General features: G+C 63.7%; 2 protein-coding genes. Both read left to right on the plus strand.

All coding sequences use genetic code 11. The features are described from left to right. Window positions 1-21: 21 nt before the first annotated feature. Entirely contained in the window at window positions 22-1,188 is a 1,167-nt protein-coding gene (locus tag JZ00_RS03790) for a substrate-binding domain-containing protein (protein ID WP_039588444.1), read from the plus strand. A gap of 216 nt (window positions 1,189-1,404) precedes the next feature. Further along, complete coding sequence (locus tag JZ00_RS03795) at window positions 1,405-14,040, plus strand: filamentous hemagglutinin family protein (protein WP_039588445.1); 12,636 nt, start codon at window positions 1,405-1,407, stop codon at window positions 14,038-14,040. Window positions 14,041-14,191: the final 151 nt, after the last annotated feature.

Raw genomic sequence — 14,191 nt, forward strand, 5'->3', positions numbered from 1 at the left:
CACGATGAAAGGAGATTCTTCATGTTTAAGCGCAACGTTCTCGCGGTATCCCTGACCCTCGCCGGCCTCTGCGCCGCTCAGGCCGCCATGGCTGATGTCAACGGCGGTGGTGCTACCTTGCCTCAGCCTCTGTACCAGACTTCCGGCGTACTGACTGCCGGTTTCGCCCCTTACATCGGCGTGGGCAGCGGTGCCGGCAAGGCCGCTTTCCTGAACAACGATTACACCCGTTTCGTGCCTGGTGACACCAGCAAGAACGTGCACTGGGCGGGCAGCGATTCGAAGCTCTCCCAGGCTGAACTGAATGGCTACGTTACCAACCACGGTGCCGCTTGGGGTCCACTGATCCAGGTGCCTTCGGTCGCCACTTCGGTTGCCATTCCGTTCAACAAGACCGGCACTGCCAACGTTGACCTGAGCATCAACGAACTGTGCGGTGTGTTCTCTGGCCGCTTGACCGACTGGAGCGATATTACCGGTTCGGGCCGTACCGGTCCGATCGTCGTGGTTTATCGTGCAGAGAGCAGCGGCACCACCGAGCTGTTCACGCGCTTCCTGAACGCCAAGTGCAGCGAGCCTAAAGGCACTTTTGCGATTACCACAAACTTCGCCTCCAGCCTCGGCAGTGCCCCTGCCGGTGCCTTGGCCGCCACTGGCAGTCAGGCTGTGATGGACCTGGTGAACGCAGGCGAAGGTCGCATCACCTACATGAGCCCGGATTACGCCGCTACTACCCTGGCCGGTCTGGATGACGCTACCAAGGTTGCCCGCGTCGCCGGTGTTTCCCCAGCTCCTGCCAACGTATCGGCGGCTATCGCTGCTGTTCCAGTACCAGCCGCCGCCAACCGCGCCAACCCGAACGCCTGGGTGCCAGTGTTCGCCGCAACCACCAACCCTAACGATCCAAGCGTCGTGGTTTACCCAACCACCGGTTACCCGATCCTGGGCTTCACCAACGTGATCTTCAGCCAGTGCTACACCGATTCAACCCAGACCACTCAGGTGCGCAACTTCTTCAGCCGCCACTACGGTTCGTTGGTCAACAACGATTCGGCCATCACTAACAACCGTTTCGTGCCACTGCCTTCGGCCTGGAAAACCGCCATTCGTGAATCCTTCGTCACCGCTTCCAATGGCCTGAGCATTGGCAACACCAGCGTCTGCAACAACATCGGTCGTCCGTTGTAAGCCCACGCTTGAACGACCCGCAATACCCGATCAGCAACGGCGCAAGCCGTTGCTGATTTTTTGCATCACAGCCGTACCAACACAGCCACATGAAATTTTCATGACATCCGTTCGGTCCCGAGCGGTTGTAACCGCCTATCTCCTATAACCAACGCTGGCAGCCTGACAGCACCGCGTTGCGACCCCTTAAGAAGCGAACCCGGAAGGATGAGTAGGATGCTGCGCTGCAAACCCCAGACGAACCTGAATGCACCCCGTCGCGATGGCGAATTGTCGATGTTGCGGCTCAAGCCGCTGGCCCAGGCCATTGCGTTGCTGATGGTGGCCGGCAATGCCCATGCGGCGACGGCGTTCAGTTCGGCCTGGTTTGCCGCCAAGGGCGCGTCCCAGGCCGGTGGCGCGGGGCGGCCCGCGACGGCGCAGCCCGGCATGCCGCCGCCCTTGGCACAGCAGCAACGGGCCAATGCGCAGTTGCAGCGATCGCTGACCAATTTGAATAACACCGTGGCCGCCATCGCCGCCCAGCAGGCGGCTCAGGCTGCTGGCAGGCAAGCCGCGCTCGGCCAGGTGCAGGTGGTGCCCGACGGTTTGGGCGAGGGCGGGCTCAAGGTCGATAACAGCCTGACCCAGGGTTGGCTCAACGCCAAGGGACCGCAGCAGACCCAGGCCGGCGGCAAGACCACGGTGAAGATCGAGCAGACCGCCGACAAGGCGATTCTCAACTGGGAAACCTTCAACGTCGGGCGCAATACCACGGTGGATTTCCAGCAGCAGTCGGACTGGGCCGTGCTCAACCGGGTCAATGACCCCCAGGCGCGAGCGAGCCAGATCCAGGGCCAGATCAAGGGCAACGGCACGGTGATGCTGGTCAACCGCAACGGCATCGTGTTCAGCGGCAGCAGCCAGGTCAACGTGCGCAACCTGGCGGCGGTGGCGGCGAACATCAGCGATGAGCAGTTCAGCCAGCGCGGCTTGTACGTCGATGCCACCGGCAGCCAACCGACCTTCACCGACGCGGCCGGCAAAATCCAAGTGCAGCAGGGCGCGTTGATCGAAACCCACCGCGCCGCCACTTCCACCGCCGGGGGCGGGTATGCCTTGTTGCTGGGCTCGGAAGTGGAAAACGCCGGTTCCATCATCACCGCCAAGGGCCAGACCACCCTGGCGGCCGGCGACAGCTTCTACATCCGCCGGGGCCAGGGCACCAGCGGCAACCTGCGCTCCACCACCCGTGGCAACGAAGTCGCGACCTCCCTCAAACCGGGCAGCAGCGCCGGCACGGTGATCAACAGCGGCTTGATCCAGGCCAGCACCGGCGACATCACCCTTACCGGGCATCGCGTGCAGCAGAACGGCGTGGCCGTGGCCAGCAGTTCGGTGGATACGCGCGGCACCGTGCACCTGCTCAACGCTTTCAGCGACAGCACCGGCAGCGTCACCCTGGGGCAGGGCAGCGCCACGGCGGTGCTGCTCGATGCGGCGGGCGGCAGCGCCCTGGACAGCCAACGCAATGCCGGACCGGCCGGCCTGGACGGCACGCCGAACAACCTGATCAGCGGTCGGTTCAACAACCTCAGCAGTGTGGTCGACCGCAGCGATCAGTCGCGGGTCGAGATCGTCAGTGGCGGCAGCGTCGACTTCCAGAACGGCTCCATCACCCTGGCCACCGGCGGCCAGGTCGCGGTCAGCGCGGCCGGTCGCAGCCTGGTGCGCGATGGCGCGGTGATCGATGTGTCCGGCGCCATCGGCGTCAAGGTGGCGATGGAATCCAATTCCATCAAGGTTAACGTGCAGGGCAACGAACAGCGCGACGCCTCGGTCAACCGCGAAGGCGGCAAGCTGACCAACAACGACGTCTGGGTGGACGTGCGGGATCTGGTCTACGTGCCGGCGGGCACCAATGGCTACGCCACCGACCGTTGGTACACGGCGGGTGGCTTGCTCGAAGTCGGCGGTTATCTCGGCACCCGGGGGCACAGTGTCGGCGAATGGGCTGCTCAGGGCGGCACGCTGACGTTCACCGGCAACGACGTCGTGACCCAGCAGGCGGCGCAATTGAACCTGTCCGGCGGCACCCTGGATGTGCAGAGTGGCTACCTGCGCCAATCCTGGCTCAAGGGCACCAATGGCCGTTTGTATGAGGTGTCCAGGGCGCCGGGAGACATTCTTTACACCGGCGTCTACAAGGGCTACGAAGACCACAGCCAACGCTGGGGCCAGACCGATTATTACTACAACCCGCTGATCGCTCCGCGCCAGCGGTTCGAAGCCGGCTACACCGTCGGCCGCGACGCCGGCAAGCTGGTGGTGTCGACCCGCAACGCGGTGCTGGAAGGTCAGATCGTCGGCGAGGTCTACCAGGGTGAACGCCAGACCCAGGCACCAAACCTCAACCTCGACGGCTACCAACAATCGCAAAACGCCGTGGCCCGGCGGGCGCAGTTGTGGGTCGGCAGTTACACGCCGATTTATGACAAGGCCAGCGGCGTGATCAATAGTGGCCTGAACCCCACCTTCGATCAGGTCACGGTGGGCAAGGTGGCCGACAAGATTGCCGCAGGCCTGGACCTGACCTCCGTGATCGGAACTGATCGGCAAGGCAAGTTGGTGCTGGATAACGGGTTGCTCAACGACTTCCAGCTCGGCGCGCTCAAGGTGGCAGCCCGTGAAAGCATCCAGGTCGACGGCGCGCTCAAGGTGGCCGACGGCGGCGATATCACGCTTTTCGCGCCGCAGATTGAAGTGGATGCCAACCTGACTGCCCGTGGTGGTCGTATTGCATTGGGTAACGTGCTTGAACAGGTCAGGACCGATAATTTCAAGATTGAGGACGTTACACTTTCGCCGGTCGCCGGTCAGCGGGCAAAAGTCGCATTGGCCGATGGCGTGACGCTGAACACCGCCGGCCTGTGGAGCAATCTGCTGCTGGATGGCGGCGATCGCCAAGGACTGCCGTTTATCAACGGCGGTAGGGTGTCCGTCCGCAGCGGCGGCGATATCGACTTGGGCCAGGGCAGCCTCATCGACGTCAGCTCCGGTGCCGCCGTCATGGCCGATGGCAAGACGCGGGGCGGCAAGGGCGGTGACTTGACCCTGACCGCCGGCCTCAGCGCATTGTTCGACAACGGTGCCTTGAACCTGGACGGAGAGCTGCGCGGCACCGGCGTAACGGGCGGCGGGACCTTGAAGCTGGCGGCCAATAAAGTGCTGATCGGCAACAGCGGTTCGCCACTGAAGCCCGGAACGTTACAACTGGGCGGCGATTTCTTCGACAAGGGTTTCTCCGCCTATGACATCACCGGCAACCATGGCTTGACGGTAGCCGACGGGACCCGGGTCGATGTGACGATGCCGGTGTACCGCTTCGGCGAGCAGGCGTTGAGCACCGGCAGCGATGCGGAACCGGCTGATGCGTTGCAGCGCTGGACGCCGCAGCTGTATCAGGAAGATGCGATCAAAGGCGTTCTCACCCAGCGCCGGGGTGCGAGCCTGAGCCTCAATGCCGGCACCGCGAACTCCAGCGCGGCAGACATGGCCAGCACGGTATTGAACCTGGGCAAGGGCAGCGTGATTAGCGTCGATCCGGGCCAAGGCATCGATGTGCGCAGCATCGGTCAACTGACTGCCAACGGTACGCTCAACGCCTGGGGCGGGCGGGTCAGCCTCAGCGGATTGAGCATCAATGATGTGAATGGTGAACGTGTCAATGCCCAGGGCCATGGTCGTTCCATCTGGCTGGGCGAGCAGGCGCTGATCGACGTCTCCAGTCGCGCCGTGACCGCCCAGGACGTGCGCGGCCGGACCTACGGCCTGGTGCGCGACGGCGGCCAGATTGTCATTGGTGGTCAGATTGATGTCGCGAAAGGATCGGCTTCGGCGCCGGAATTGTTCGTGGTGATGCGCGAGGGGTCACGCCTGCAAGCTGATGGCAGCCAGGCGATGCTGGATGTTCCTGGCCAGGGACGCACATCGGTGACGAGCAACGGTGGCAGTATTTCCCTGGCGTCGGCCAATGGTTTGTACTTGGACGGTGAGTTCAGCGCTCGTTCGGGTGGCGCGGGTGCGGCAGGGGGCAGTTTATCGGTAGCCCTGGAAACCCCGTATTACCGCAACGATGCCCTCAGTGAGCGGGTCATGCAGGTGCGTGAGCTGATGCTGGGGCAAAACGCCCAGGCGACCCTGCTGGGCGACACGGCCGAGACCTCGGCGGATTCACTGGTCTACGGTCATGGCCGATTGGGCGTGGATCAGGTCCAGTCGGGCGGCTTCGATAACCTGGCGTTATTGAGCAATGGCCTGTTGAGCATCGAGGGTGACGTGTCGCTGTCTCTCGATCAAAGTTTGAGCCTGTACGCTCGCGGCTTTGTAACGAGTGCTTCCGCGCCAGCTGACACCCGGGTCCAACTCAATGCCTCCCATGTGTTGTTATCGGGTCCGGCGGCCGCTCTTCTGAACAAGGACCAGTACACCCGGCCGCTAATCAACGGTGATGTTTCGCGCCTGGCGAACAAGGCAGTGTTTTCAATCGACGCAGATCTGCTGGATGTGCAGGGCAGTGTGATGTTCAGTAGCAAAGGCACGGTGCGCCAGGCTGACGGAAGCACCGTCGCGCTGGATCGCGCCGGTTTCGACCGTGTTCAGTTAAGCAGCCAGGGCGATTTGCGATTCCTGGCTGGGTTCTCAAGCGAAGGACTGCCTACCGGCTTTACCACCCAACTGGTGACTCCATCGGACATGCTGCTGCAAGCGGCGCAGGTATATCCCACGACTGGCGTTGGGGCGCGCGTCTTGGCGGGCTGGAGCATCGCCGAAGGGGGTAATCCACAATACGATTCTCTACGCAGCCTGGTCATCGGGCGGACTGGCCTAGCCACCTCTCAAGTACCTCACTCGGCATTCGGGCGCCTGCAATTGGGCAGTGCCAGGATCGAGCAGGGCGGGGTAGTGCGGGCTCCGCTAGGGTTGATTGAGATCGGTACCAGTGGTGGTCCCGGGGAAGCCATCACCGACCGGATAAACCTGTTGCCGGGCAGCTTGACCTCAGTGAGTGGTGCGGGTTTGGTCTTGCCGTATGGCGGCACCGCTGACGGCCAAAGCTATACGTACGCTGGCAAGAAGGTCGTACTGCTGGGACAAGGCGCGGTGCCTTCCGACTCTGCCGACCTCAACGTCGGCGTGATTCTTGGCGGCAGGTCGGTGGAGGGCCAGGAAGGCTCGGTGCTCGATCTATCGGGGGGAGGTGAACTGCTCGGTGCCGGTTTCATCTCAGGCCGTGGAGGTTCAACCGATGCGCGTTTCAACCCGCTGGTGCAAATCGGCGCCAACGGTGGTTTCACTTTGCCGGGGCTGTCCACTAACCCGGTCTATGCCATCGTCCCGGGCAATCAGAGCCAATACGCGCCGGTTGCCCCCGAAGGCGGCGCGGTGGACCCAAGGGTAGGCCAGCAGATCACCATTGGCGCCGGCGTGCCGGGGCTCGCCGCCGGTACCTATACGCTGATGCCTTCTACCTATGCCTTGCTGCCGGGCGCGTTCCGGGTCGAGGTCAATGGTCTGGCGGGACAAGGCTCCGCTACAGGCGCGCAACGGATGCGCAACGGTTCCTGGACCACCGTCGGCGCGCTGTCGGTGGCCAATACCGGGCAGCGCAACAGTTTATCCAGCCAAGTCATTCTGACCTCGGGTGAGGTGCTGCGCCGCTACTCGCAATACAACGAAACCAGCTACGCCCAGTACGCTGTGGCCGACGCCGCACGCTTGGGCGTTCCCAGGGCCCTGTTGCCGGTCGATGCCAAGACGTTGAAGTTGAATCTGGTAAAGGGCGCTGGAGACCAGGCCTTTTCCTTCAAGGGCATCGGCAAGTTCGCGCCGCAGACCGGAGGGTACGGTGGCACTGTCGCAGTGGTTGCCAGCAATCGCACCCCGCTGGAGGTGGTCGCCGAAGGACGCGGGGTTACGCCCGGCTTCGAGGGCGTGACGCTCAGTGCTGAAAGTCTGAACGCGTTGAATGCTTCACGCCAAGTGATCGGCGGCCAGTTTTTTGTGCGGTACGGCCAGGGCGGTAACTACATCACGCCGCAACGGGTGTCCCGCAGTGTCGCGCTACGTGAAGGTGCGACCTTGGCGGCACCGGAGGTATTCCTCTTGGCAGACGGTGGTGAGCTGTTGGTGGAGCAAGGCGCCGCCATCAATACCATCGGACGAGGCAAGGCCGCTTACGACGCGCGCGATGGTTTTATCTATAACTTCAATGTGGTGCGCCAGAACTACAGCTCGCTTGCTGCCTCCAATGGCTTGCTCAACGTATTGGCCCCGGCGTCCGGCACCACCGGCACGGTCAATATCGGCGGGTGCAGCCTCACGCCATGCAGCGGTGTGACACGGATTCACTCCGAAGGCAGTATCGTTGCCGCCTCGGGCAGCAGCCTGCAGTTGGACGACCAAGTGCGCTATGGCACCCGTCACCTGACCCTGGCCCTTAGCAACATCAACGTCGGGACCACCCAGGCATTGGGCGACGCGGCGACGCGGCTGGTCCTGCCGGCCGGCCTGAGTCTGAGCCAGACCGTGCTCGATCGCCTGCTGCGCGGAGACGCCGAATACGGTGCCCCGGCCCTGGAAAGCCTCGAACTGTCGGCCAGTCAGGCGCTTAATTTCTACGGCACCGTCAGCCTCGACACCTATGACCCGACAACCGGCAAGTCGCGGTTGGCCAACCTGATGCTCAGCACGCCGGCCATTTATGGCGCCGGCACCGCCAACGACGTGGCGAGCATCCGCACCGCCAACCTGATCTGGAACGGTGCTGTCGGCGCGCCGGGTTCGGTGATTGCCGGCGGGGCCGGCACCGGCGCCGGTCGCCTGGACATCCAGGCCCAGCGTATCGAGTTCGGCTATAGCGAGTTCGCCCAACCGAGCTCGATCACTACCCTGGATCGGCTGGCGCTGGGCTTTGCCAACGTCAACCTCAGTGCCAGCGAACGCCTGACCGCCAATCACAAGGGCAGCCTGGCGGTGTATCAGAGCCAGGGCGCCTATGACGCTAAAACGGGCTACGCCTACAGCGGTGGCAACCTGAACATTCTCACTCCGTTGCTCACCGGTGAAGCCGGTTCAATCAACCGCATCACCGCAGGCGGCGCACTCAACGTGGCAGGCACAACCGCCAAGCCGGGCACCGTGTCGGGGCTGGGCGGTGAGCTGTCGCTCAAAGGCGCGAGCCTCAACCTGGCCAGCGCGGTGGTGTTGCCCAGCGGCAAACTGACCCTGAGCGCAACGGATGAGCTGACCCTGGCCGACGGGTCGCTGATCGACGTGGCAGGTCGCGCGGTCACCTTCAACGACGTCACCCGCTACAGCGCCGGTGGCGAAGTCATCCTGAAAAGCCAGAACGGCAACATCCGCCAGGCGGGTGGCTCCAGCATTGACCTTTCGGCGCGCCACAACCAGGCCGGACGGCTCAGCGCCGTGGCCTTGGGCAGCGCGGCGGGGGTCGTTGACCTGCAAGGACGAATCCTCGCCAGCAGCACCGGCGAATACGACGCCGGTGGCACGCTCATGCCGTACCTGGCCGGTGGCGTGGAAATCCAGGCCCAGCGCCTGGGTGGCAATGGCAGCCTCAGCGAACAGTTCGCCGCGTTGAACCAACGCTTGAACGACGGCCAAGTGTTCGGCTCCCGCAGCTTCCAGCTCAAGCAGGGCGACCTGGTGATCGGCAACGAACTCAAGGCTTCGACCATCAGTGTTTCCCTGGATAACGGCAATCTCCTGGTCGCCGGCAAGGTCGACGCCAGCGGTGAGCGGGTCGGCAGCATCCGGCTCGCCGCCGGAGGATCGCTGACCCTTGGCGGTAACGCGATGCTCGACGCCCATGGCAATCGCCTGCGGGTGGACAGCTACGGCAAGATCATCGACTCACCGAACCGCGCCATGGTCGACCTGACCTCGCGGGGCGGTGTGTTGACCTTGGCCGACGGCGCGCGCATCGATCTGCGCCATGGCACCGCGGCGCGGGCCGGACAATATGACGGTCGCGCCCGGGGCACGCTGGAACTCAACGCCCGCCGCAGTGGACCGGACGCCACCTACGGCGACATTGCCATCGAGGCCAGCGCAAACCTGGATATCCAGGGCGCTCGTTCGATTGCCGTCAACGGCATGTGGCAGTACAGCGATGCCGAGTATGGCAGCGACCCGGCGGCCAGCGGGCGTCCTTATCAGATCATCGACAAGGCCTACCTGGATCGCAAGCATGGTGACAGCACGAAGTTCATCACAGCCGCACATGGCAACAGCGACCTGATGCAGCGCAAGCTCGCCGGCCTGAACAACGCCCGTTATGCCGATGCGTTCCACCTGCGGCCCGGTGTCGAGATTGTCAGTGCAACGGCCGACGGCGACCTGGTGGTGCAGGGCGACCTGGACCTGTCCGGTTATCGATATGCCAGTGTGAACCCGCACACGCAGAAAACCGCCGTGTACGGTTCCGGCGAAGTGGGAGCGCTGACCCTGCGCGCCGGTGGCGACCTGAGCATCTACGGCAGCATCAATGACGGTTTTGCGCCGCCGCCCCCTACCCGGGACGATAAAGGCTGGGTGTTGCTGCCCGGCATCGACTTCACGGGTGGCGACATCATTGTCCCCGGTGCCGGTGTAACCCTGGCCGACGGTACGGCGTTCCCGGCAGGGGCCACGTTGAACTATGACCTGCCGATCAAAGATGTGACCCTGGCGGCCGGCACCCGGTTGCCGGTGGCCGCGGTCCTCGATCAACCGTTGAACTTGCCGGCCGGCACGGTATTGGCGGCCGCGGTTCACGATGCGGCCGGTAACCTGTTGTTCGCGGCGGGCACCCTGTTGAGTCAGGCCCAGACGCTCGAAGCCGGCTCACGCCTGGGCGCCGGCAGCGTGTTGAGCGGTGCCGCGACGCTGCGCGGTTTCACCTGGCCCAAGGGTGTGGCGCTGCCCAATGTGGCAAACGCCGGCAATGCGCAAACCAACATCCTCAAGCTCGACAATAGCCTGGTCCTGAACCGCGGTTCGGTGATCCCGTCCGGCACCGATGTGAAGTTGCCCAATGGCGTTGAATCGGTGCAGTTGCGTCCGGATGTCGCCGGCAGCGATGGTCGCCTGTGGGCCATCGCCCCGATGCTCGCCGAGGGTTCGCAGTCCTGGTCGCTGCGGTTGGTGGCTGGGGCAGATACGACGGCGGCGGACAGCCGGGTCGTCCAGCCTGACCCGGTACAAGGCGACTTGCGTCTTGCCGATAGCCATTACGGTATGTTCGGCAAGCCGGTGCCGGCCAAGGGCACCTATCAGTGGACTCAACAAGGCGTGGACGAGCTGGCGGCTGCGGGGTTCACGGTGGAGCTTGGCCAAGCGGTCGGTCTGGAAGTCGTGAGCAACTTTGGTTACGACTCGGTTGACGCCTTCTGCGCGGATTTCGCCGGTATCTGCGCACTTCAGGCTTCTTACAAATGGACCAAGGCCGCGGAGGAGGAGTTGGCAGGCTCTGGCTTTGAGGTCAAGGCCGGCGAGGTCATCAGTCAGGCGGCTGCGCAGTTTTTTAATTTTGATTCGGTCCAGTCGCTCTGCGACGCGGCGGCGCATATCTGTGCCCCAGCCGAGGTGGATTATGAACCAGTTGCCGGCAGTGGCCGTCCGAGCGTCATCCGCACCGGCACCGGGGACCTGGAATTATTGAGCGGCGGCAGTCTGCGCATGGATTCGTTGTTCGGCATCTATACCGCTGGCACCTCATCAGCACCAACGTTCCCGGGCGATCCCTACAACCAGCCCAAGGCCCTGGGCCAGCCCAAGACCCCGGACGCCAACGGCAAGGTGCTCAACGACGAGGATGGCAGTAACGAAAAACTGGTTGATGGCGGCGCCGAAAGTCTCTATCGCGCCTGGTATCCGGACGCGGGCGGTAACCTGTTGCTCAAGGTCGGCGGCAACCTCAGCGGCAACCTGACCGCGCCTGCTGCAACCCCTGTCGGCCGACCGAATCCCGCCGACATCGGCCAGGATTCGGCCAATGTGGGCAATTGGCTCTGGCGCCAGGGCAATGGTGATCCAGTGAACAACCAGCCGACCGCGTGGTGGATCAACTTCGGCAGTTATACCGCGTCGACGGTAACGGGGGGCGCTGATCAAATGGCCGCCTTCAGCGGGTTCGGAACCTTGGGCGGCGGAGATCTGGAGGTGCAGGTGAAGGGCGACGCGGGGGTGTTGAACCGACTCGCCGGTAGCGACTTCAATTCAAACATCAACCCTCGTAGCCAGGGGCTGCTGTTGGCGGTGGGCAGCACCGGACGTGTGGGCGCTGATGGCAGCTTGCAACTGACCGGCGGCGGTGATTTGGATCTGCGTGTGGGCGGTGCCTTGAATCCCGATAGCGTCTTCACCAGCGGGCACCTCAATGGTGCGGTCATCAACCTGCGGGGTCATGCACAGATCGACAGCGGCGCCATCGGTCGGATCGACCTGCGCTATGGCAACGTTGCTTCGGCACAGTCTCCGGGGGAAACGCGTGCGTACGATTCCTTTAGAGCCACGCGCAGTAACCCAACAGGGGGGCTGACCCTGATGCCGGGCGATGCGACGTTTAACCTGACCACTTCGGGCGACCTGGTCGTGATGGACGTGGCAGACCCGGGCCGGGCGCCGATGATGAGCGTTTCGCCCTTCAAAATTGATGCGACCAATGGATCGGGGGTAAGTTGGTTTACGTTGTGGACCGCCAACACGGCAGTTGATCTGTGGTCATCGGGGGGGAATCTGACGCCTGTGGTGCCAGAGGTCGAGACGGATCTGGCGGTGGTCTACCCATCGATCGTGAGGGCTGTGGCGGCCAATGGCAGCCTTTACTATGGCAAGTCCTCGGTATGGGATGGAACAGGTTATGACGGCAACGATCGTCCAGCCCTGTTGCTCGCTCCCGGCATCAACAGTGAGTTGCAATTCATGGCCGGCGATTCCATCTACGGCGGCGACATGTCGGTCAGTCGTTCCGGTGCATCCTCTGCGGCCCTGGCGACACCGTTTCGGCCAGCCTTTGTCGGTATGGATGGTTTCGTCATAAAGACCAGCAATCTCTCAGCCGATGGCAACCTCGCTCGCCCTGATACCAACATATTGCCGCTGTTTGCCTTCGACACCAGCAGTACCTCGGGTGAATGGGCCCTCAATGACGACCCTGCGCGCTTCTATGCGCTGGAGGGTGATTTGCTGGCTGTCACCAGCGGACGGTCGATGACATCGGCATCCGTTGGCAGGTGGCCAGGGCGAATCGCATACGAAGGCGCCGGAGCTGTACGAATGATGGCAGGACGAGACATCGTCAGTAGCGGGATTCCATTGGGCGGCTCTTTGAGCAGCAACTCCCAGGCAGGGGCTTACACCAGCAACGGCAACCTCTTCATCCACAACAACCCCACCGACATCTCCATCGTTTCAGCCGGGCGCGACATCCTCTACAGCAGCTTCAACGTCGCCGGCCCCGGCCTGCTGGAGATCACCGCCGGACGCAACATCCTGATGGATGACAAGGTCAGCATCACCAGTATCGGCGCCGTGGTGCCGGGGGATTCGCGCTCCGGGGCGAGCCTGGTGCTGCAAGCCGGCGCGGGCCTCGACGGCGCGGATTACCAGCGCTTCGTCAAGGCGTACCTGGACCCGGCGAACCAGGCCCTGGCCGGCGTCCCGTTGGCGGACCAGGATGGCAAGGTGGCCAAGACCTACGAAGCGGAGCTGGTGAAATGGCTCAAGGCGCGCTTCGGCTTCAGCGGCGACACCGAACAGGCTCGCAGCTTCTTCGCGGCGCTGCCGGCCGAGCAGCAGCGGGTGTTCGCACGCGACGTGTACTTTGCCGAGTTGAAGGCCGGTGGTCGTGAGTACAACGAAGTTGACGGCGTCCGCCAGGGTAGCTATCTGCGCGGTCGGGAGGCCATCGACTGGTTGTTCCCAAGCAAGGATGTGGCGGGTAACGCGATCACCTACAAGGGCGACATCACGATGTTTGGAGGGGCAGGGGTGCACACCGATTTTGGTGGCGGCATTCAGATGCTCACTCCCGGTGGCGGACAGACGTTTGGCATCGAAGGCAACGCGCCGCCGTCCACCGCCGGGGTCATCACCCAGGGCGAGGGCGATATCCAGTTGTATGCGAAGAACAGCATTCTGCTGGGGCAAAGCCGGATCATGACCACCTTTGGTGGTTCGATCCTCGGCTGGTCGGCCCAGGGTGATATCAACGCCGGTCGCGGTTCGAAGACCACCGTGGTCTACACGCCGCCCAAGCGCTTGTACGACACCTGGGGCAACGTGACCCTTTCGCCATCGGTGCCGAGCACGGGGGCGGGTATCGCCACCCTCAACCCGATTCCGGAAGTGGCGCCGGGGGACATCGACCTGATCGCGCCGTTGGGCACCATCGATGCGGGCGAGGCGGGGATCCGGGTGTCGGGCAACGTCAACATCGCGGCGTTGACCGTGGTGAACGCGGCCAACATCCAGACCCAGGGCAAGTCCACCGGCGTGCCGCTGGCGGCTTCGGTGAACACCGGGGCCATCACCTCGGCCAGTTCGGCGGCGTCCTCGGCGACACAGGCGGCGGAAGATGTGGCGCGTCAGCAGCAGAACACGGCGCGGCAGAACCAGGCATCGGTGTTCACGGTGCAGGTGGTGAGTTTCGGCTCCGAGCAACTGGCGCCCACACGCGACGGCGCCAGCCGTGAAGCACCGCGCACCTATGACCCGGCCAGCCCGGTCCAGGTATTGGGCGCCGGGCCGTTGGATGAGCAGGCGCGGCAGCGGTTGACCGATGAAGAGCGGGGGCGGTTGAGCCTGTAAACCGAGTCGCGGCCTTCGCGAGCAGGCTCGCTCCCAGAGGGGGAATGGATACCCCTGTGGCGAGGGAGCTTGCTCCGCTGGGTCGGTCCGACGTCTTGGGCGCAGCAGCCCCCAGCTAGTCACCACAGTGTGTCAGGCTGATTCTCCATCA

It is taken from the genome of Pseudomonas frederiksbergensis (assembly GCF_000802155.2).
GTDB classification, from domain to species: Bacteria; Pseudomonadota; Gammaproteobacteria; order Pseudomonadales; family Pseudomonadaceae; genus Aquipseudomonas; species Aquipseudomonas frederiksbergensis_A.